The sequence below is a fragment of the Streptomyces sp. NPDC097617 genome, from assembly GCF_044761485.1.
Taxonomy (GTDB): domain Bacteria; phylum Actinomycetota; class Actinomycetes; order Streptomycetales; family Streptomycetaceae; genus Streptomyces.
In genome coordinates this window covers 1-21,688 of the sequence record NZ_JBIWCL010000013.1, presented here as the reverse complement: position 1 = coordinate 21,688, position 21,688 = coordinate 1, and the positions used below count along the sequence as shown (strand labels likewise).

The following is a 21,688-nucleotide window of genomic DNA, read 5'->3' as shown; positions in this document are numbered from 1 at the left end:
TGGCTGGTTTCCGGCGAGAAGCCCCCGAGCTGAAAGCGTGGGAATGTCACGCCGATTCCGGAGCGTGCTCGAAACTGCTGGAACGAATCAAAGCAGTCGGGGAGGCTCCCGGAAGAAATGTGGTCCCGGATGGGGACTCTGAGCACCGAGCCATGGCGGCTTCCGATGCGCACTTGAGACTAACACTACCGGATCCAATAGATATTCCCCCTCTCAATCACCGGCAATCGCGCCCTTCCGCGCGGGCGGCCTGCCCAGGCCGCCCGCCCCTGACCGGCTGCGCACTCCGAAAGAGCGGCCTCAGCCGCCCTGGGTGCCCAGCGGAAGTACGCTCGCGCCCGCGGCGTCGAGAGCGAGCCGGTTGGCCGCCCACCCCTCGCCCGCGAGCTGCGCGACCTTGTCGGCCGCACCGTTGTCGACCAGCGCGAGGACCGTGGGTCCCGCGCCGGAGATGACCGCGGGGATCCCGTCCGCCCGCAGCCTGTTGACGAGTGCCACGCTCTCGGGCATCGCCGGGGACCGGTACTCCTGGTGGAGCCGGTCTTCGGTGGCCGGCAGCAGCAGCTCGGGACGCCTGGTCAGGGCTTCCACGAGCAGGCCCGCGCGGCCGGCGTTGGCGGCCGCGTCCACGTGCGGGACCGTGCGCGGCAGCAGGCCGCGCGCGGTCTCCGTCAGGACCGGCCTGGACGGTACGAAGACCACCGGAACGATGGATTCGGCGGGCTCCATACGGATCGCCTTGGCGCTGCCGCCGTCCATCCAGGCGAGGGTGAACCCGCCGAGCAGACAGGCGGCGACGTTGTCGGGGTGGCCCTCGATCTCGGTGGCGAGTTCCAGCAGCGCCGCGTCGTCGAGCCTGGCCTCGCCACCTATCGTCACGGCGCGGGCGGCGACGATGCCGGCGCAGATGGCGGCGGAGGAGGAGCCGAGGCCGCGGCCGTGCGGGATGCGGTTGGCGCAGACGACCTCGAGGCCGCGCGGCTGGCCGCCCAGCAGGTCGAAGGCGGTGCGCATGGACCGTACGAGCAGGTGGCTCTCGTCCCGCGGGAGGGTGTCGGCGCCCTCGCCCGCGATGTCGATGTTCAGGCCGGAGTCGGCCACCCGGACGACCACGTCGTCGTAGAGCCCCAGGGCCAGGCCCAGGGCGTCGAAGCCCGGGCCGAGATTGGCACTGCTGGCGGGGACGCGCACCCGTACGGCGGCGGCGCGGAACGCTGGACCGGCCATCTTCCGATGACACTCCTTGTGACTGTGCGAGATCTTCGCTCTTCGCTGGCTCGCTGCGAATGTACTGGAGAACGTACGACACCCGAAGGCCCTCGGGGCAGCACCGCAGTCATATGCGCGGTGGCGGATGTAGGTACAGCGTATCGAAGGAAGGTTCTCTCGCGACATAGGGCGCACAGGAGGCGCACGATGCGTGTCGCGGACTTCGACCGGCTTCGACCGGCTTCGGGCGCATTTTTGTTGCCGTACGAGGCGAGTTGCCGGGTTCCGGAGGCCTCCCGGGAAGGCCGCGAAAGGCCCTCGGGAGCCTCCGGAACCCGGTTTCACACGGTGCTGCGGTGCCGCGGTGCTTCGGCACTTCTGTACTTCGGTACTTCGGTACTTCGGTACTTCGGTACTTCGGTACTGCTTCGACGCGGTGGCGCCGGTCCTGCGGTCAGACCAGGCCGAGGCGCACGGCAGCGGCTTCGGCGTCCACCGGAACGGTGATCGGCTGCGGAGCGCCGGCGATCGCCCAGTCGGGGTCCTTCAGGCCGTTGCCGGTGACGGTGCACACGATCTGCTGGCCCGGGTCGACCAGGCCCAGCTCGGCCGCCTTGAGCAGACCGGCCACCGAGGCGGCCGACGCGGGCTCGACGAAGACACCCTCCTGCGCGGCCAACAGCCGGTAGGCGGCGAGGATCTGGCGGTCCGTCACCTCATCGATGAAGCCGCCCGACTCGTCGCGCGCGGCCAGTGCGTAGTCCCAGGAGGCCGGGTTGCCGATCCGGATCGCGGTGGCGATGGTGTGCGGCTCCTTGACGACCTCGCCGCGCACGATGGGCGCGGAACCGGAAGCCTGGAAACCCCACACGCGGGGCGTACGGGTGGACAGGCCGTCGGCCTTGTACTCCTTGAAGCCCTTCCAGTACGCGGTGATGTTGCCGGCGTTGCCGACGGGCAGCACGTGGATGTCGGGGGCGTCGCCGAGCGCGTCGACGATCTCGAACGCGGCCGTCTTCTGGCCCTCGATACGCACCGGGTTGACCGAATTGACCAGCGCGACCGGGTAGTTGTCGGAGAGCGCGCGGGCCAGGTTCAGGCAGTCGTCGAAGTTGCCGTCCACCTGCAGGATCTTGGCGCCGTGCACCAGGGCCTGGCCCATCTTGCCGAGCGCGATCTTGCCGCGGGGCACGAGCACCGCGCAGACCATCCCGGCGCGCACCGCGTACGCGGCGGCGGAGGCGGAAGTGTTGCCGGTGGAGGCGCAGATGACCGCCTGCGCACCCTCTTCCTTGGCCTTGGTGATCGCCATGGTCATGCCGCGGTCCTTGAAGGACCCGGTGGGGTTCGCCCCCTCGACCTTCAGGTGCACCTCGCAGCCGGTGCGCTCGGAGAGCACCTGGGCGGGGACGAGGGGAGTGCCGCCCTCGCGGAGCGTCACCACGGGAGTCTTGGCCGTGACCGGCAGGCGGTCCCGGTACTCCTCGATGATGCCGCGCCACTGGTGGGTGCGATTGCTGCTCATGGGCCCTTACTCCCCTTCAACACGCATGATGCTGGCGACACCGCGGACGGTGTCCAGCTTCCGCAGCGCCTCGACGGTCCCGGAGAGGGCGGCGTCGGGTGCGCGGTGGGTGACGACGACGAGGGAGGCCTCGTTGCCGACCCCGTCCGGACGTCCTTGCTGTCGTACGGTATCGATGGACACACCGTGCTCCGCGAAGGTGGTGGCCACCTGGGCGAGCACACCCGGCTTGTCCGCCACATCGAGGCTGATGTGGTAGCGGGTGACGACGTCCCCCATGGGGCTGACCGGCAGCTGGGTGTACGCCGACTCGCCGGGCCCCGTTGCCTCGGCGAGCATGTTGCGGGCGACGGCGACGAGGTCGCCGAGGACCGCGGACGCGGTCGGCGCGCCGCCCGCGCCGGGCCCGTAGAACATGAGCCGGCCGGCGGCCTCCGCCTCGACGAAGACCGCGTTGTACGCCTCGCGGACGGAGGCGAGCGGGTGGCTGAGCGGGATCATCGCCGGGTGGACGCGTGCGGTGACGGACTCGCCGTCGGCGGCGCGCTCCAGGATGGCGAGGAGCTTGATGGTGCAGCCCATCCGCTTGGCGGAGGCGAAGTCGGCGGCGCTGACCTCGGTCATGCCCTCGCGGTACACGTCGTCCAGGCGGACGCGGGTGTGGAAGGCGATGCCGGCCAGGATCGCGGCCTTGGCGGCGGCGTCGTAGCCCTCGACGTCGGCGGTCGGGTCGGCCTCGGCGTATCCGAGGGCGGTGGCCTCGTCGAGCGCTTCCTGGTACCCGGCGCCGGTGGAGTCCATCTTGTCGAGGATGAAGTTCGTCGTGCCGTTGACGATGCCCATCACCCGGTTGATCTTGTCGCCGGCGAGGGACTCGCGCATCGGGCGGACCAGCGGGATGGCGCCGGCGACGGCGGCCTCGTAGTAGAGGTCCAGACCGTGCTGCTCGGCTGCGGCATGCAGCGCGGCGCCGTCCTGGGCGAGCAGCGCCTTGTTCGCGGACACCACGGAGATGCCCTGCTCGAAGGCGGTGGTGATGAGCGTACGGGCGGGCTCGATGCCGCCGATGACCTCGATGGCGATGTCGATGTCACCGCGTTTGAGGAGGGCGGTCGCATCGGTGGTGATCAGCGCGGGATCGATGCCCTCACGGATCTTGGAGGGGCGGCGTACGGCCACTCCGGCGAGCTCCACGGGCGCGCCGATCCTCTGCGTGAGGTCGTCGGCGTGCGTCGTCATGATGCGAGCCACTTCTGAGCCGACCACTCCACAGCCCAGCAGCGCCACCTTCAGCGGACGCGTACGCATCATTCGACCTACGCCTTTCGTCTTCCATCGATACCCGGCGGGCGGTTTGACCGCCGGGTGGAACCAGTCTCACGCAATGGACAGCAGTTTCCATCCTCGGTCCATTGAGTGAGACACCTATTTCATCATCCGAGGTCGAGACGCAGGAGATCTTCCTCCGTCTCACGGCGGACGATCACTCGGGCCGCGCCGTCGCGCACGGCGACGACCGGCGGGCGCAGCACGTGGTTGTAGTTGCTGGCCATGGAGCGGCAGTACGCGCCGGTGGCCGGGACGGCCAGGAGGTCGCCGGGGGCGAGGTCTGCGGGCAGGAACGCATCCTTCACGACGATGTCACCGCTCTCGCAGTGCTTGCCGACGACGCGCACGAGCATGGGCTCCGCGTCGGAGGTGCGGGAGACGAGCGCGATGGAGTACTCGGCGTCGTAGAGGGCGGTGCGGATGTTGTCGGACATCCCGCCGTCGACGGAGACGTAGGTGCGCAGCCCCTCCAGCGGCTTGATCGTGCCGACCTCGTAGAGGGTGAAGGCGGTCGGGCCGACGATGGCGCGGCCGGGCTCGACCGAGATCCGCGGGGCGCGCAGCCCGGCGCTCTCGCACTCCCGGGCCACGATCTCGTGCAGGGCCTTGGCGATCTCGTGGGGCTCGCGCGGGTCGTCGTTCGAGGTGTAGGCGATACCGAGGCCGCCGCCGAGGTCGATCTCGGGGAGCTCCACGCCGTGCTCGTCCCGTACGGCGGCCAGCAGCCGCACGACGCGCTTGGCGGAGACCTCGAAGCCGGCCATGTCGAAGATCTGCGAACCGATGTGGGAGTGGACGCCGAGCAGATCCAGCGAGTCGTGCCCGAGCGCGCGCCGCACGGCTTCGGCGGCGGAGCCGTCGGCCACGGCGATACCGAACTTCTGGTCCTCGTGCGCGGTCGCGATGAACTCGTGGGTGTGCGCCTCCACGCCGACCGTCACACGGATCTGGACGGGCTGGCGCACGCCCAGCTCGCGGGCGATGTGCGCGACGCGGGCGATCTCCTGGAAGGAGTCGAGCACGATGCGTCCCACGCCGGCCTCAACGGCCCGGCGGATCTCGCTCTCGGACTTGTTGTTGCCGTGGAACGCGATCCGCGCGGCGGGCATCCCGGCGGTGAGTGCGGTGGTCAGCTCCCCACCGGAGCACACGTCGACGTTCAGCCCCTCCTCCTTCAGCCACTTCACGACGGCCTTGGAGAGGAACGCCTTGCCGGCGTAGAAGACATCGGCGTCGGGGCCGAAGGCGTGCGCCCAGGCCCGGCACCGGGACCGGAAGTCCTCCTCGTCGAGGAAGTAGGCGGGGGTGCCGAACTCCTCGGCGAGCTTGGTGACTTCGATGCCGCCGACGGTGACGACACCGTCGCCGCCGCGCGTGACGGTCCGGGCCCAGACCTTCTCGTCGAGCGCGTTCAGGTCGGCGGGCGGCGGGGAGTAGTGCCCCTCGGGCAGAACGTCGGCGTGGCGGGGCCCGGCGGGGTGCGCGGAACGGCTCATCGGTATCTCTCTTCGCGGGTCACAGGCGTGTCGGTGCGTCTATGCCGAGCAGGGCGAGGCCGCCGGCCAGCACCGTCCCGGCGGCTTCGGCAAGAGCCAGCCGGGCGCGGTGGGCGGCCGAGGGTTTCTCGTCGCCCTTGGGCAGGACGCGGTACTGGAAGTCGAGCAAGGCGTCGGCCACCTCGACGAGCTGCCGCACGAGCCGCTCGGGCGCGCGGTGATGGGCGGCGGCCTCGAGGACGAGGGGGTGGTCGGCGAGGGCGCGGAGCAGTTCGGGGGCGTCGACATCACCTGCCTCCGGACGGAAACCCAGCTGCTCGGCGCTCCGTACGAGGGCCCGCGCGCGGGCATGGGCGTACCGCACCCGGAAGAACTCGTTGCCCTCCCCCTGGAGGAGCAGCACCTCGCCGAACGCGGGCGTCTCCTTGGCCGGCACGGCGAGCATGGCCCACCGGGCGGCGTCGGCCCCGTACCGGGCGAGGACATCGGCGTCCCGCTTGGCGACGGGTGCGACCACCACGAGACCGTCGGTGTCCCCTCCGCCCTGGGTGCGCAGGAGCCGCAGCACGCAGTCGCGCACGACCCGCTCCCGCAGCTCGAGGGAGGCATCGGTGGCGTCGGCGGGAGGGAGGAAGGCAGCCCCTCCGCGCACATCGCGGATGACGATGTCGTCGATGATCACCCGCGAGGTGACCTCGGGGGCGGAGGGCGCCGGCAGCACGAAACACAGGAACCCCGGACCGGTGACCTCCACACGCTCGATCCCGGACTCGTGCGCGAGCCGGCGGGCGAGCACCTGCGCCACGGCGTGGGGCGCGATCCCGGCGGACTTGGCGACCTGGAAGGCGACGGGGGTGGCGTAGTCCCCCACCCCACCGGGCCGGGTCCGCTCGACGACAACCCGCTCGGGCACCACCGCTCCGGCGGCCAGCTCCCCGTCGGCGACGGCGCAGCGCACGGCGCGTACGACGGCACGGGGGAGGTCGGCGGGGTTCACGGGTCCCAGCCTAGGGGAGACGCCCCCGCATCCCGCGAAGGGTTTCGCCATGTGAACAGTGCTAGGGGGAGCTACCCCCTCCCCCTCCCGGCGGGCGCCCCTTTCCTGCCGTCACGCCGGTCCTTGCGCTCGATCAGCCCGCGCACCACCCGCACCAGCTCGGTGGGCTCGAACGGCTTCGCCAGGAAGGCATCGACCCCGGCCGCGATCCCGGCCTCGACCTCCTGCTGCGTACAGGCACTGACGATGGCGACGGGCACGTCCCGGGTCCGCGGATCGGCCCTCAACTGCGCGGCGGCCCCGAACCCGTCCAGCCGCGGCATGACCACATCAAGGGTGATCACATCGGGAGCCACACGATGCACGACGTCCAGACACTCGGCACCATCGTTCGCGGTCACGACCTCGAAGCCCTCCAGCTCGAGATTGACCTTGATCAGCTGCCGGATGACCTTGTTGTCGTCGACAACAAGCACCCGGCCCGAGACGCCTGGCACAACTCGAGAGTAGGTCGAGCCGGGCCCCCGCGTCCGGGTTTTTGCCACTTCCACCCCCTGCGGGCGACGCACTCCCCACTCCCCGGTAAACGAGTTCCTGATCACCCGGTGAGAGCTGGTAGTGTTCCACCCGTCGCAGCAACACGAGCGACGCGCCCCCGTAGCTCAGGGGATAGAGCAACGGCCTCCGGAGCCGTGTGCGCAGGTTCGAATCCTGCCGGGGGCACATCCGGAAAGAGGGTCTGACCTGTGGAAACGCGGGTCAGACCCTTTCTCGTACATGCCAAAACGTAAGCGGTCTTGTGACCGTTGCTCCTTTTCAGGACTTGCGGCGCCGCAAGTGCCGGACCCGGCCCCTTCGTTCTGGGATTCACGCAGGTCAGACCCCTTGCACCGAGCGCGCGACCCACACACCAGCTCTCCCAGACCGGCGTACGGCACGTCTGCGTTCCACGCTGCGGCAATCCCGTCCGACCTGCCCGTATGCGCGGCGAACGTCAACGGTCTGGTGGGTCGTTGCACCCAGGGCCCAATATGCGACATTTGCGAGATCCATCCAGTTCCCCTGCAACCGGCACCACACCCCTGGATCGAGGGGGCTGCATAGGGGGGTGCGGCCGACTGCGAACATCGCGCCGGGCATACGAAAGGGCCTGCGGCGCTGCTCTTTTCGGGCCGCGCTCTGCCTCACCGGGCCACGCCCAGGCTTGTCTCCCAACGATTCCACTGGTCAGCCGCCTTTCGTGAAGCACTGGCTCCTCACCCCAGCCACCCCCGCTTCCGCGGAACAACCGATCCAGAGGTGTGGAACGTGGTGAGCGGCCCCGACCAGGACATCGGACTCCTGCTGCTGGCCATGATCGCCTTCACCGGTTTGCGCCTCGGCCAGTGGGTGCACCCGCCCAGCCCGGGCCTGCTCGGCCCCATGCTGGTGAGGCCGCCATCACCCTCAGCGGCACCGCGACCGGCTTCGCCCCCACCGGACCATTGCGCACCGCCGTTCACGGCCGTTGGACTCGACATCGGGCTGCGCTTCACCCGCCCTGCCGTCACCCGCACGCGGCGCCTGCTGACCCTCACTTCGCCCCCCCCCAACCAGCTTCAGCGCGCCCTCGAAGCGGATACTCGCGGACCGGCACCAGCCACGACACAGTCCGGCGAGGTCACGCGCCAGCGTCAGCGTGCTCGGCCGCGTCCAAGTAACCCACCCACTCCGGGACGCCATCGCCGGGCCCGCACGCCAGAAGCACGTCGCGAGGTTTCGCGCATCGGCTGAGCTCCCGCCCGGTAGCCACTGTCTGCCCGCAGACGTCTCCGGGGGTTCCCGGGGCGGTGGTTGAGCCAGCCTTCCTCCGGTTCCGGTCAATTCGGCGGCCCAACCGTTGCTGCATGCATCGATTCGATAGGTTCACGTGGCCATATAAATGATCATGATCCAATAGGGGGAGTCTTGCACTTACGGGGAAGGCTACTCGCGGCTCTGTCAATCCCCTGGTTTCGTAGAGGCCTTCCTTATGCGGCCAGGTCCTCCTGATGGCGGCTGGCGCGTGCTTCGTTGATGATCCGTTCGAACTCCGCCGGCGGTAGTCCGCCGGCCGAGCTGTGCCTCCGGCGGGTGTTGTAGAAGTCGGTGATCCAGGTGGCGATCTTCAGGCGGGCCTCGGCGCGGGTGGCGAACCGGCGGCGGTGGATGTACTCGACCTTGATCAGCGAGTTGAAGCTCTCCGCGGCGGCGTTGTCGAGGGCCGATCCGACGCGACCCATGGACTGCACCACGCCCAGCCGGTCGCACAGGTTGTTGTACGCCTCGCTGGTGTATTCGCTGCCGCGGTCGCTGTGAAAGATCACCCCGTCCACCTGACCTCCCCGGGTCGCGGCGGCCATTTTCAGCGACGCGCCGACCAGGCCCGCGTCATGGTGGGCGCCCATCGCGTAGCCGAGCAGGCGGCGTGAGAACAGGTCGATGACCGTGGCCAGGTACAACTTTCCCTCCCCGGTCTCGATTTCGGTCATATCACCCACCCAGAGAACGTCGGGAGCGACCGCGTCGAAGTGTCGGCCGACCAGGTCGCGGGCCGCTTTGCGCTTGCCCTGCCGGGTCAGCGAGCGGCGCCGACGCGGCGGCTTGCGGCCCTGGAGCCCGAGGTCGGCCATGATCTCGGCGACCGTGTTCACCGAGACCTTCCAGCCCTCGGCCCACAGGTCGAGCGTGATCCTGGGCGAGCCGTAGGTCTCGCCCGAGCGGTGGAAGAAGTGCTTGATCCTCTCCTCCAGTCGCGCGCGTCTGACCTCGCGGTTCGTCGGTGCGGCCGGCCTGCGGCGCCACTTGTAGTACCACGCCTCGGAGATGCTGAGCGCGCGGCAGGAGACGGAGTGCGGTATGCCGTGCTCGGTCCTCTGGTCGCTGATCACCCCGACGAGGGCCGCCGGGTCCGCCACAGCTACTTCACCCACAGGACCATGCAGCGTTTGAGGACATCACGCTCCATGGCCAGCTCCTTGTTCTCCCTGGTCAGCTCGGCGTTGCGCCTGCGCAGCCGCTCCAGTTCCTCCTGGGCGCTCTCGCCCCGCCCACCGGAAGACGTGCCCGACCGGCGGGCCCGCGAGACCCAGCTGGCCAGCGTGGTGTCGTTGATCCCCAACTCCCTCGCGACCTGCGCGACCGGCTTGCCGGTCTCGGTCACGATCCGCACAGCCCCCTCACGGAACTCCGCATCGAACTTCCGCCTCTTCTCTGCCATGACTCCCAACTTCCCCTGTAGTCACGGCCTCTACGCTACGAGGGGATGCTCAGCTCTGTCTGCGGTGGCGTCGGCCATGGTTCTGCCGCTGGCGGCGGCGTCGCCTGCCAGCGCCAGCGCACCGGTGCAGAGCTGTAACGAAACCCATCAGGCCCGCATCTTCTTCTGGGCGGTGGCGTGCACCCAGCCCGGTGAGCCGGTGATCGGTGCGTTCGGCACCTGGCGGAACGTGCCCATCACCTTCGGCAGTGGCGGGGACGCCGGGTCCGCGCAGGCGTCGAACTACCTGCGGATGGTCCCCAACACCGAAGGGGGGATGTTCGCCAACTCCATCGAGGTCGGTCTCTACGCCGAGAAGACCGGCACGACGACCAGCACGTACGGGCCGCGATGGACCGAGCTGGGCAACAGCGGGGGCAAGACGAAGGCGATCACGGCCGGAATCAACCCGGCGGTGGCGGACAACATGAACCACACCTACATGACGGTCCGCCAGGCCGGTGGCGACCAGTGGGACGTGCTGTACGACTTCAACTGGGTCGGCAGCACCACCGACCAGCTCAAGGTCCCACGCGGGAACTCCAACCGGATCGACATCGGCCTGGAGGTCATGGGACCACAGCACGTCACGGTTCCGGAGATCGCGAACCGGGTGCAGTTCATGGCGGAGAACAAGGCCTGGTCCCGGGCCGCGATCGCGGACACCGCCCAGGTCGCCACTCTGGGAATCTGCGGACAGTCCAAGGGACTTCCCTCCGACCCGACGGCCGTCTACACCGCGCCGTACTGCTTCAACACGAAGCTGACGGACGCCACGAAGCTCACCCAGTGGACCGTGAGCAAGCCCGGTACCACCACCTCGCAGGCGAGCCCGCTGCCTCCCCGGTCGACGGGCACACTCAACGGAGTCGACCAGAAGGCGCTGTCGCGGTGCCTGGCCACCGACCCCGACACCTGCCTGACCTCGGTCCCCGGCCTGTCCGAATGCGTGCAGACCGCCAAGGTCTGCAACGCCGCCGCGCTCCGGAGCGCCTCCCGCTCCTCCGTACGCGCGGACGGCGCCCCGGCGGCAGCTGCTGACATCGGCGCCCGGGCTGCGGCGTCCTTCGGAGTTGCCCAGAACACCCAGCGCGTCACCACGGAAACCCGGGCCCCCAGCGCCGCAGGCACCTTCGGGCTCAGCTTGCAGTCGCCGGCCGCCAGTGAAACCGCCGTGGTGACCGTGGAGTCCTCGGCGCCGAACCACGGACTGGAGCAGCGTGGTCTGACTTTCCAGGGCTTCCGGGCCACCTACTCGGCCGCCACCGGACAGCTTCTGGACGCCTGCTGGGGGCAACTGTGCCACTCGTGACCACCACCACCGTGATCGCCTCGATCACAGCCGAGGAGCCTTCCGTGCCTGACGGCCGCCCACCCCTGCTGCCCGGCCGCGCCCGCTGGCGCCTAACCGCGACGGTCGTGCTGTCCACCGCACTCATGCTCGCAGCCGGCCTCGGAACAGCCGGGTCAGCCAGCGCAGAATCGATTCGGCAGACCGGTCCGAATGCCACGGCCGCAGTCGGCCAGGAGGAGAAGGACCTGCGCACCGAGTGCGCCACCCATCCGGAGGCGAACACCCGCAAGGGCTGGGTCAAGAGCCGCTTCGAGACGTGCGTGCACCAGCCCGTTTACCTCAAACTCATCGACAAAGAGAAGCGTCTGCGGGGCGAACTCTGGTTCGACCTGTGGATCCTCGGCTTCTCCTACGACGGATCCCGTCGTGCCGACTACACCAGCAGTATCGAGAGCATCCGCACCAAGGCGATCGCCGGTGAGAATCCCGCGACGTGGAAGATCGAGCAGAACTTCAGCCACACGATCAACGCCTCGGCCAGCGGCCCCAACCCCCAGATGACCAAACCGGCCGTCACCAGCCGCAGCGAGAACATCGCGCAGTGGACCACCAAACCCTTCTGGCAGCTCAACTACACCTCGCCCGACACCGGGAAGCTCGATCCCGTCAACACCCAGATCGTCTCCGGGATGATCTCCCTGGACATGCGGGTATCCTCACCCACCGCGGTGCCCTGGACGGATCCCGTCATGGCCTACTCCAGCGTCCGCTTCGACTACGCGGGGCCGACCGCCGGCAAGTACAAGGGCACCGTCTTCACCGAAGCCCGCGTCGAACTAGTGATGAGCCTGAAAGACCCCGCCGTCGACCAGAGCGCCCGGCACATCCTCGATGCCCAGCAGCTTCCCGAACGCACCTTCCCCTCCTGGGCCGGCAAGACCGTCCCCGGAGCCACCGAACCCCTCCACCGCCTCATAGACAAGGACAAGCAGGAAAAGAACCGGGAGAAGGCCATCGCGACATGCAACGATGTGTGGGGTGATTACAAAGGGACGACGCTCCAGTGCGACGAGTACCCCTTCGCTTCCACCAAAGAAGGCGCTGCCGCCCCGGGAAACAGGTTCTCGGCCAGGCTCATCGACGGAACTGACAATGAGACAGGCGGCCGAAAGCTCAACGAAATGTTCACCCTGAACCGCATTCTCGACGGAGACGCGTTCTACGTGAAGATCACTCCCTGAGCAGTGACGGAGCCCCCGTGTCCCTCATCACCGAGTACAGCACCACGGCCCGACCGGACCGCAGGATTGTGGAGGTCTACGACTCTGACGCCTACCTCGGCGACGACGCGGCATTGCAGCAATCAAGGACACAGGTAGTCGCCGGAAACGGATACCACCTCTACCTGCACAGCCTTCAACCCGACATCGAAGTACAGGTCACCATCAGGGTCTGGGACACCCCCCAGAAGCCCCCGGCAGACGCTGAGGGCACGGTCCCTGTCTCCCTGGAATCCGAGACGGGCCAACTCGTCGTCAACCAGCTCACCTTCGGGCCGGCGGGCATGATGGATCTGCCCCGACCCGGCGTCTACGACGGGCACGCGGCATGGAGCGGACGAGACGCCACGGCCGCCTACTACGACACGTGCCTCCAGCGCGCTGTCGATGAGCAATGGGGCGCGGAACAGATCGGAGCAGCCTGGAAACAGTGCTCCACGCCTGAGCAGTACACCCTCGACCTCTGGTTCGTAAGGGAATCCGAACCCGAGGACGAGGACGAGGGATAGCCTTGGGCACGGTTCCCCAAACAGCAGATGGGGCCCGTGACTTCAATCCACTGGCGCGGAGACACGGGCCCTTTTCCCCAGATCGCCTGCTATGCCCCGTCGGCCTGGGGCCGGCTGCTATTTCGGACCAGACCGGCTCGGTGCCCGCATCCGGGCGCTGGGTGTGGGCCGTACGGTCATCCTGATCACCTACTGCCCAACTGTCGGCGTTCGTCGTGATAATGCCAGGTGTCGGTCCACCGCTCGCCCGCCTCTGGCAGGGTGCGGTGCACGATCAACCGCCCCCACCCGGTCCTCGGCAGACGGCAGTCCGGCAGCGCCACCGCGATTGCCTCCTCCTGGCGCAGGCTCGCGTAGTACATGCCCGCGAACAGCCCGACCAGCCGCGGGCCCCGGGCTCGCCGGTAGCCGCCGGCATCCGCCGACATGGGGCACGGCGGTCAGCGGATCGCGCGCCTGGTGCGGGTTTGAGGTTCGCCGCTGGCGGCCAAATGGGTGGATCCCGCTGGAGAGTATCGGTCCTGCATTCACCCTGGCCCACGACCTCCTTCTAACGTGCCGCTGTGTCAATTTTGGAATCTCTTCCTGGTTACTCGGGCCGCAACAGCCCCGAGCGGGAGTCGGAGGTGCTGCTCAGCCTGGTCGCTTCCGGGTTGAACAGCATCGCTGCCTGGTCGGGTCAGGTGGACCGGCGCCGCCCTTACGACGACCGGCTGCAGCTTGGGCTTGATCGGCTCGCGGTGGCTTGCGCCCGTCAGGGGCTGAAGGTGCCGGTAGGGGTCGCGGATCTGGTCTGGTCATGGTGCGCTCAGAGGCCGATGCGGGACTGGCCTCTCGTGTTCGATCCGGATGCCCAGGCCGACGGCGAGCTCCTGCTGATCGATGGTGTCCCGAGTGAGTTCTGCCGGGAGTGGGTACGTGCGACCCGTGACTTGGTGGCCGATGTTCATGAGAGCGCACTGGTCAATCACGTGAAGGACGTGGCCAGGGCGCTGGGTCGGCCTGAGTTGTACGCGCACTGGCGCATGCTGCTGACCGAGAAGGCGGTCTTGTCGGCCCTAGAGATGATGCGGCAGCGGAACCGGTTTCTTGACGTGCCGTCCTGGGCGGTGTGGCTCGACGAGTCGTACGAGCCAGTCCCTTCCGAAGGCACGGTTGATGGCCGGATCGCGGTGTGCCGGAGGTGCCGCCAGTGGATGTCGCTGGTCGGCGGTGAAGGGTGGGTATGTCCGAGCTGGCGCTGTGCCGGGCACCGCTACGGTTCCGTCCCCAACATGAGGGAAGCGGAAGGGGCATTCCGTCTGCAGGCCGACCTCGTGGGCTATATCGCTCTGCCTGGCCAGGCAGAGGTGCGGCTCGCCGAGGGGCTGGCGGCGCGTGGGGCGCGGGTCCTGGTCTCGCCGGGGTACGACGCGCTGGACACCGTGGCGACCTGGCCGGGTGGCTTCGCGATCGGTGTGGACGTGAAGGACTGGAGGAATCCCTTCCTCCTCGCCCGGAAGATCAAGAAGTTTCCGGAGTGGTCTGGAAGCCACCCGTACGCCTACGACAAGGGGTTCGTGGCGGTTCCGCAGGATCGTACGCGAGGCAGGCAGGAGTACTTGCGTATCCTGCGCAAGCACAGCACGGCTCTGCATGCCCAACCGCACGTTCAGGCAATCACCATCGAGGACTTGATCCAGCAGTGCCCTGACCTCGGCGCACCTGGGGTGGTCACCTGTGGCCCGTGATCGTTCCGAGTGGCGGCGGAAGCTGGTGAAGCGGCTGGGGAAGGCCGCGCAGGAGGCCGGTGCAAGCGAGGCAGAGCTGCGCCGTGCACTGACCGTGGAGTTCGGTCTCTACGCGCTATCGGTCTGGGCTCCGCTGGCTGCCGCTCGGGATGTGTGGGCTCTGCTGAAGGGGTTCGACTTCCGGCCTGTCGGTGCCGGCGCCCCGGCGATGAACAGTTCGGTGCGCTGGCTGATCGGGGAGCTCAAGAAGGATCAGGACTGGTACGAGGCCCTCGAAGCGTATGGGGAGTTTCCGGAGCATCTGCGGCTTTTCATCGTCAAGGATTCCGGTTGTCCGCCGGTGCAGCGGGAACTTTCCGATGGACGGGACCGGCTCGAGGCGTACGCCGAGGCGCTGGCCTGTGCCCCGGAGCACAGGCGCGAGCCGGTACGGCTGGCAGAGCCGGAGACCGCGTACACGTTCAGCGCGGATGGCACCCGGTACCGCGTGCGTCTTCCCCGGTGGCTCGTGCCTTCCCCATGCGCAGGCCACGCTGGTCTGCGCCGTCGACGGCGGATGAAGTTCAACTGGGCCTCCCTGCTGGCGACCGCCAGGAAGATGGACGCGGTGGATGCGGCAGCGGGACGCCACTGCAATTGGTACGGACGGATCCGGGACCTTCATCTGCATCTTCGCGGGCCTCGTGGCCTTCGGCCGGCGCGACGGCTGCACATCGAGGACGTACTGCACCTGGTGGGTATGCCGGCGGTCGGCAAGACCACCTTGCTGACTGTGCTGGCAGTGTGGGCGGCCGGGCACCGGTACACGATGACGCTGGTGCTGGGCGACGTGATCGCAATGCTGAACATGGTGGGCGACCTGAACCGCTATGCACCGGGCTCGGCGGCCCCGATCCTCGGCGCGTCGACGCGCGGTCAGCATCTGCGCCAGCTGCACCGGCCACCGGACCCGACGACGGTCGGAGTGGAGCTGCTGCGGGACGAGCGGCTTCGTTGGGTGTCGACGGCCTGCCCGATGCAAGGGACGCTGCCGGACCTTACGGCCCCGTTGGCCCTGGGGGACGCGCCGTGCTTCGGGCGGCTGGAGCTTGTCCAGGATGACCAGGAGACGTCAAAGGGGAGGGCCCTTCGGGGGCGGTGTGCGTGCCCGCTGTTCCACGGGTGCGGGCGGCACGAGGCGGCACGCGCGCTGGTCGATGCCCCGATCTGGGTGGCCACGGCACCGAGCCTGTTGCACTGCCGTGTACCCGCGCAGTTGACGGACGAGTCGAAGCGGTACCTTGAGCTGGCCTACGAACGCAGTGACGTCTTCGCCTTCGACGAGGCGGATCGCGTGCAGATCCAGCTGGACGAGATCTTCAGCCCGTCCCAGACGCTGGCAGGCCCTGGCAAGGATGCGTACCTCGATGAGGTCCGTCCGCTGTTCGAGCAACATAACCGGGCCAATCGTTGCAAGCATCTCACGACCAGTTCGACGGTCCGTCAGTGGTCGATCTCGATCAACTCCGCTGGCATGCTCGTGGCCCGCCTGCGAGCCTTGCTGGGCGAGCATGGGCACGTGCGGGAATGGCTGCGCGAGGGCTACTTCAACGAGTGGCGATTGGGTGTGCAGCTTGCCGTCGAGATCTCCAGGCGGCCGCCGAAGGAATCGGAAAGCGCCGAAGAGCGGCCGCGCTGGAAGGTGGACGAGGAGCTTTTCAGCCGGTGGCGGTCGGTTCTGCGTGAGTGGCTGACCGACCCTGGCGGGCTCTACCAGGGCAGCGACCCGAGGGTCGCTGCCCTGAGCGAGATCTCTGCTCGTGGGTACGACGACACCGGGCACATCACGCAGCAGTTGATGGACTGGCTGCGCGAGGACTGCGACGTCATCGTCGCCGACGGCGAGCCACGCCGTCGTCTGGCCATTCGTTTCCAGGTCGCCATGACGGTCGCCCTGTTGGCCAAGCAGCTTGACCACCTGACCCGGTACAGCTGGGAGGTGGAGAGCGAGACTGGCGCGGAAGGCATGTCCTCCAGCCTGGTGCACCGCCCGCCGGCCGAGTATCTGCCGCTCGTGCCCGAGAGCCCCATGGGGAACTTGCTGGGCTTCCAGTACCGGGAAGATGAGCACGCGCCTACCGACCAGCTGGGCACGCTCAGTTTCTTCCGCTGCAGTGGGATCGGCCGATGGCTGCTGCTCAGCCTTCCCCATCTGTTCGGCGGCTCGGCTGACGGGCAGCCCCGCCCTGGGGTGCTGCTGCTGTCGGCGACCAGCTGGGCGGGGACCTCTCCGCGCTACGACGTCCAGGTGCCGGTGGCCGGCATTCTTACCTCCCACGCCGCCGAAGCCGTCCCCGTCGATCAGCGCATCGAGTGCTTCTACCTGCCCTCTATCAGCAAGGGGCCCGACGGCCGCTCCTACGAGCGCAAGGTCTCAGGAAAGCTCGGCGACAAACGCACCGCCGCTCTCTGCGACATCCTCGTCGACTTCTGCACGGCCCAGCCCGGCCCGCGCGGAGTGCGGCCCAGCACGCTCGAACGAATCAGGGACGACCTTGAACCCGGCCGTCACCGGCTGCTGCTCCTGGTAGGGAACTACCAGGAAGCGAAGCTGGCGCACCGCAAGCTGGTGGAACTGCGGCCCGAGTGGGCGGGCCAGATCATGCACATGGTTCCGGACGATGACCGAGGCACCCATCACTGGGACCACGGCTCGCTCGCCCGCAGCAGGGTGTCCACGCTCGCCAGCCATCAGGACGTCTGGATCCTGATCACGCCCATGCTTGCCATCGAGCGCGGCCACAACATCCTCAACGACGATCACGTCGCCGCGCTCGGCGCCGCCCTGTATCTGGTGCGCCCGCATCTGCATCCCGAGGACCTCGGCTACCACATCGAGTCCATGAACCGGTGGGGTGTGGAGGAGATCCGCAATGGGATGCCGTCCGCGGGCTTGCCGGACGCGCCGCTAGGAGAGCGTGCAGAGATGTTTCAGCGCATCGCCCACCGCCGGTGGGCGGACCGGCTGGAAGAACCGGTGCGCTACGCCCTCACCGGAGCGCTTGAGCGGCGTGCGATGGACTGGACGAACATCCCTCCGCTCAACCAGATCGCCGGCCGCATGCTCCGTGGCGCGGCCCGGGCCCGGATCTACTTCTGCGACGGCGCCTTCGCTCCACGCAGCGACGACAGCATCCTCCTCGGCATGTACCGGGCCCTGGAGGAGGCGATGTCGGGGCCGCACGCCGAGATCGCCACCCCCCTCTACCTCCCGCTCAAGCACGGCCTGCACAACCTCTTGGAGCAATACCGTGGCGATGTATGACCGCCTCCAGCGCATGTCCCTCATCCTGAAGCCCACCGAGAGCCAACCTCTCGGTACCTATCGCGCCTACGAGTTCCCCCAGCCCTGGGCGCGGGAACTGCACAAGCGGGTCTTCCGCCGTGACCGGCGCAACGACGAAGAGGAGGAATGGCACGGTCTGCCATTGTGGGCCGTGACCACCGGTATCACCGCGCTGCTTCCCCACGTGCTCGTCGGCGACAGCTCAGGACGGCAGGGCAGAGTGTGGCTGGCCTGGAACCACCAGGACGGCAGCCCGCAGCCGGATACGGACCTGATCGTCGAACTGGTACGCAGCGGGCTGGTGGTAGCCGCCCTCGCGAAGAATGAAAAAGCCCGCCTGCGCGGCCGCCCAGAACCGGTAGATCTCACGGAACTTGCCTCCGTCCTGGACGGTTTCAAGGCAAACGACCTTCGCAGCGAGCTCCGTGAGCTGCACGTCCCGAAGGACGACGTTCTCCGTGACGTGGAGTACCGCATCCTGCCGAACCTGGTGGCCACCCAGCTCGTCGCCAGCGGCTGGCAGGTCGAGCACTCCGGCTGGGAGTGGGACAGTAACGGCGCTCCAAAAGAACTTAAGACGTACGGCATTTCGAAGTGGCGGCGCGTAGTGAGCGATGAGGGCGCCGAACTGATCTCGTGGCCCCCGTACACGTACGAGAGCGAGAACAAGACAGCGTATCCGTGGTCATACACCCTGCGCCTGACCGCACAGAATCACGCGCTGGATCTGCGCTCGGACAACCTGCTGCACGCCCGTGTCGGCATTCGGCGGTGGGCACGCAGCAACGTCTGGGACGGAAAACGCGCCATCACCGCCTACTTGTTCACCCCATCCCCCTGGGCCAACGCAACCAGTCCCTTCGGACGGGCGCGAATGAATTGGCAGCCCGGGCCCAGGGGGAAGAAGGAGGGCAAGATGGAATGGGATGACGTGCTCGCCGACACACTGGCGCGCTATACATCACGCCGCTACCTCCCCGCGGCACCCGAACTGGCCGCCGACCCTTACGCCTTCTTCAAGGCCGCCGACGGCAAACCACCGCTCGCCGGCGTGCCCTTCCGTGACGGGCTGGGCAAGTACGCCAAGCACTCCGTCGGCAAGGGCACCTCAGCCCGCGACCGCTGGCAAATCTTCCGACAGCTCACAACCGCCCTCACTGACATTGCCAAGCCAGAGGAACCACTGCGCCGCGTTCCCGTCCCGGTGCGGCCCCGACCGTCGGCAGATCATCTGCTGCGTATCGATCAGCCTGCCCTCGCCCGAGCCGTACCTGACGGCATCGCCATCGAAGTGCTGTGGGACACCACAGTCATGCGAGACGAGCTGCTCACCACACTGCACACGGCGTTCGGCACGCCTGCGCCCCACCCACCGCAGGACCAGGGCAAACCCTCTCGGTACGAGTACGCCCTGGCGACAGGCGACATCCCTGTCATCATCGGGACGCAGCCTGTGGGCGAGATCGCCTCTGCACTCCAGGTCGACAGCACCATCAAGAACCGCACGGACCGGGTCCGCCAGGCCACCGCCCCTCGCCGTGACCGCACCATCGAGCGGCTGCGCTTGCCGGAGCCCTCGAACCGGCAGCGATTCGCTCTGATCGAAATGCCCGACGCGGACGCGTACAACAGCGCGGAACATGACCCCAAGCAGGCGGTCAAAGCGGCAGCGGCCTCCATCGGTGTACTTGCCCAGAACATCACACCGCCCAAGCCGACAGGCCCCCTTCCCGGCCAGGAAACCGCGGCCACCCGTCGCCAGCGCGCCGCCAAGTCCGTCATGGACCTACTCGTCCGCCAGACAGGGCTGCTCACCCATCCCTCAAAACCCGGCACGAAGACCAGTCCCCTCGGTGACGTGACGACCGTGGGCCTGTGGGTAGTACGCCGCAACAAGGAGAGCCGTGCCCTATTGCCCCTGGCTGTCTCCCACACGCCTGACGAGCCCTTCGCCCGGATCCGACTACCCCACGCCGAAGCCTGGATGCCCTTCCATCAAGGTCTGCTCACCCTGACCGACTTCGACATCGAGCGGCGGCTCGCCCACGAACGGATTCAGGCATTCTTCCAAGAAGTGACCGAGGAGATCTGCGATGGCACGCCCATCGCCCTGCTGACTCTCGCGCAGAACTTGCGCTCCAGCTGCCCCGGCCTCACCAACGGCAAGCTGGCAGCGGATTCCCTCGCCTTCGACGCCGGTAGCCCCGTCCCCGCCGACCGCCGCAAGGGGCTGCGCCACATCCGGCTGCGCACCAACGTGCGCGACGAAACCAGCCAGCACTTCAGCTTCACCGAGGGGGGCAAAGACGGCGATGTAGGTGTCGGCTCTCATTTCTGGGCGGACCCGCACCGGCCCCGGCACTTCTTCAGCACGTCCAAGAAGCCAGCCACTGCCGGCAACGGCTCCCCGAAGGGCTCACGCATCGAAGCCCATTGGGGCTGCACGGGCAAAGACGAGGAGAAGAACAAGGTCTACGGCGTGAAGCACGACACGCTCGCGGACGTCTGGAACCCCCAGATGCTGGAGCTCCTCGTTGCTTGCCATGCCCAGGACGACGACCCATCTGCATGGGCCGCCTTCGTGCACCAGCAGCGATACGAGGCAGCACACTTCTCAGACCCACTCGCACTACCTGCCGTGCTTCACCTCGCACACACCGTGAGCGAGCACATCCTGCCGCACTACCTCGTCGAACCCATCACCGAGTACGACGGATGACACCTTGCCGCCCCAAGCCCCCCGCACGGGCCGCGCCCCTACGACACCCGCCGCCCACCAACACTGGTCAGAACTCAACGACCGCCAGCGGAGCTACCTCGCGGTCTTCTACAAGCTCGACCAAGAGGCCGAACACGAGCAGCGCAGCCGGTGGCACCGAAGCCTGCAACGGGACCCAGCCGACACCTGGCGCTGGATCCCCTATAACACGAAGCACCCGGGTGCCGGTCCCACCGTCTGCCAACAGCGCCTGGACACCCAAGGCCTGCGCGACACGGGGGCCGGAGCCACGCTCGCCGCGCTCTGCCGACGGGGCCTGCTCCGCACCCGCGAGATCCGAGTCGACACGCTCCCCGGACACCCCACGGAAACACAGATCCGCCTCACCTCAGCTGGGCGTGCAGCCGCCCGGACGAACGAAGAGGAGCGGCGGACAGAACCCACCACTCTTCCGCAATGGATCGCCGATAGTCTCCAAGAGATCGCTGAAGCTGGACCCGACGGGCTTGCCAAGTACAGCATCGGCCGCGCCGCGGCGCGACAACTCGGACCTCAGGGCCTCCACCTCATCGAGGAGGCCCACCCCTGGTCCTACCGGCTGACGCCCAAAGGTGTCAGGGGTCTCGCAATTCCCCACCTGGGCAGGGGCCGTGACGGGCCGCCCGACGGCTGAGTGTGAGGCTGGTCCGGTCGGTCAAGGGCGCCTGCGGCGGCGCTCCGCGCCGGCCTACGGCCACCTGGACAGCCCTGACCCGCCTGAACGACGGTCTGGCTATCGGGCGGCCCGGGAACCCCTGGCGGCGTGGGGATCTCGACGCTTGACCATCGTCCCCTTGGCCACGACGGTCGCGACGCCGCCGCCCCCCTGGCACATTCCGTGACGTTCGAGGTGGGGAATTACGGGCTCTGAAGCTTCTATAGATCGTCAAGCTGTGGGAGACAGCCGGGGTGCTCCGCTGAATGCGCTGGTGAGGTGGTGGTAGACCTCGCGTGCGACA

Annotated in this window: 16 protein-coding genes and 1 tRNA gene; 8 read left to right on the top strand and 9 right to left on the bottom strand. The window is 68.1% G+C overall.

Annotated features, from left to right (window positions below):
* Positions 1-300: 300 nt before the first annotated feature.
* The 6 genes from thrB to ACIQZO_RS21215 all read right to left on the bottom strand — a co-directional run bounded on the left by thrB (position 301) and on the right by ACIQZO_RS21215 (position 7,125).
* The gene (gene thrB, locus ACIQZO_RS21240; protein WP_403628220.1) at positions 301-1,227 is read right to left on the bottom strand and encodes a homoserine kinase; all 927 of its coding nucleotides are present in this window, start codon (positions 1,225-1,227) and stop codon (positions 301-303) included.
* A gap of 436 nt (positions 1,228-1,663) precedes the next feature.
* Positions 1,664-2,734: a threonine synthase gene (thrC, locus tag ACIQZO_RS21235; protein WP_403628218.1), complete on the bottom strand. Its 1,071-nt coding sequence runs from the start codon at positions 2,732-2,734 to the stop codon at positions 1,664-1,666.
* 6 nt (positions 2,735-2,740) lie between these two features.
* Positions 2,741-4,045, bottom strand: coding sequence for a homoserine dehydrogenase (locus ACIQZO_RS21230; RefSeq protein ID WP_403628216.1), 1,305 nt, complete (start codon positions 4,043-4,045; stop codon positions 2,741-2,743).
* Positions 4,046-4,167: 122 nt separating this feature from the next.
* Positions 4,168-5,559: a diaminopimelate decarboxylase gene (gene lysA / locus ACIQZO_RS21225; protein ID WP_403628214.1), complete on the bottom strand. Its 1,392-nt coding sequence runs from the start codon at positions 5,557-5,559 to the stop codon at positions 4,168-4,170.
* Between the two features lie 19 nt (positions 5,560-5,578).
* The gene (gene nrtL, locus ACIQZO_RS21220) at positions 5,579-6,556 is read right to left on the bottom strand and encodes an ArgS-related anticodon-binding protein NrtL (protein ID WP_403628212.1); all 978 of its coding nucleotides are present in this window, start codon (positions 6,554-6,556) and stop codon (positions 5,579-5,581) included.
* A 71-nt stretch (positions 6,557-6,627) separates the two neighbouring features.
* Positions 6,628-7,125: a response regulator gene (locus tag ACIQZO_RS21215; protein WP_403628210.1), complete on the bottom strand. Its 498-nt coding sequence runs from the start codon at positions 7,123-7,125 to the stop codon at positions 6,628-6,630.
* Between the two features lie 82 nt (positions 7,126-7,207).
* Between ACIQZO_RS21215 and ACIQZO_RS21210 the strand changes: the two genes are divergently transcribed.
* Positions 7,208-7,279: transfer RNA gene (locus ACIQZO_RS21210), tRNA-Arg, on the top strand.
* A gap of 576 nt (positions 7,280-7,855) precedes the next feature.
* Positions 7,856-8,329 (top strand): AbrB family transcriptional regulator, encoded by a 474-nt coding sequence (locus ACIQZO_RS21205; RefSeq protein ID WP_403628208.1) that lies wholly within the window; start codon positions 7,856-7,858, stop codon positions 8,327-8,329.
* A 236-nt stretch (positions 8,330-8,565) separates the two neighbouring features.
* Here the strand turns inward: ACIQZO_RS21205 and ACIQZO_RS21200 are convergent, their stop codons facing one another.
* Entirely contained in the window at positions 8,566-9,507 is a 942-nt protein-coding gene (locus ACIQZO_RS21200; RefSeq protein WP_403628206.1) for an IS3 family transposase, read from the bottom strand.
* Complete coding sequence (locus tag ACIQZO_RS21195; protein ID WP_403628204.1) at positions 9,495-9,794, bottom strand: transposase; 300 nt, start codon at positions 9,792-9,794, stop codon at positions 9,495-9,497. The genes ACIQZO_RS21200 and ACIQZO_RS21195 overlap by 13 nt, the downstream gene beginning before the upstream one ends.
* Before the next feature lie 76 nt (positions 9,795-9,870).
* On the opposite strand from ACIQZO_RS21195, the gene ACIQZO_RS21190 reads away from it, so the two are divergent.
* From ACIQZO_RS21190 to ACIQZO_RS21180, 3 genes are read left to right on the top strand one after another with little or no spacing between them, the layout of a single operon-like run.
* Complete coding sequence (locus ACIQZO_RS21190) at positions 9,871-11,145, top strand: hypothetical protein (RefSeq protein WP_403628202.1); 1,275 nt, start codon at positions 9,871-9,873, stop codon at positions 11,143-11,145.
* Positions 11,142-12,368, top strand: a complete 1,227-nt coding sequence (locus ACIQZO_RS21185) for a NucA/NucB deoxyribonuclease domain-containing protein (protein WP_403628200.1) — start codon at positions 11,142-11,144, stop codon at positions 12,366-12,368. Before ACIQZO_RS21190 ends, ACIQZO_RS21185 begins: the two co-directional genes overlap by 4 nt.
* Positions 12,369-12,385: 17 nt before the next feature.
* Positions 12,386-12,916: a hypothetical protein gene (locus ACIQZO_RS21180; protein ID WP_403628198.1), complete on the top strand. Its 531-nt coding sequence runs from the start codon at positions 12,386-12,388 to the stop codon at positions 12,914-12,916.
* 185 nt (positions 12,917-13,101) lie between these two features.
* On the opposite strand, the gene ACIQZO_RS21175 is transcribed toward ACIQZO_RS21180, so the two are convergent.
* Positions 13,102-13,344: a hypothetical protein gene (locus tag ACIQZO_RS21175; RefSeq protein ID WP_403628196.1), complete on the bottom strand. Its 243-nt coding sequence runs from the start codon at positions 13,342-13,344 to the stop codon at positions 13,102-13,104.
* A gap of 198 nt (positions 13,345-13,542) precedes the next feature.
* On the opposite strand from ACIQZO_RS21175, the gene ACIQZO_RS21170 reads away from it, so the two are divergent.
* Genes ACIQZO_RS21170 through ACIQZO_RS21160 form a run of 3 tightly spaced genes read left to right on the top strand, consistent with a single transcriptional unit; the run spans position 13,543 to position 20,690 of the window.
* Complete coding sequence (locus ACIQZO_RS21170) at positions 13,543-14,646, top strand: hypothetical protein (protein WP_403628194.1); 1,104 nt, start codon at positions 13,543-13,545, stop codon at positions 14,644-14,646.
* Positions 14,636-17,950 (top strand): hypothetical protein, encoded by a 3,315-nt coding sequence (locus ACIQZO_RS21165; protein WP_403628192.1) that lies wholly within the window; start codon positions 14,636-14,638, stop codon positions 17,948-17,950. The genes ACIQZO_RS21170 and ACIQZO_RS21165 overlap by 11 nt, the downstream gene beginning before the upstream one ends.
* 13 nt (positions 17,951-17,963) lie before the next feature.
* Positions 17,964-20,690, top strand: a complete 2,727-nt coding sequence (locus ACIQZO_RS21160) for an RNaseH domain-containing protein (protein ID WP_403628190.1) — start codon at positions 17,964-17,966, stop codon at positions 20,688-20,690.
* The last annotated feature ends 998 nt before the right edge of the window (positions 20,691-21,688 follow it).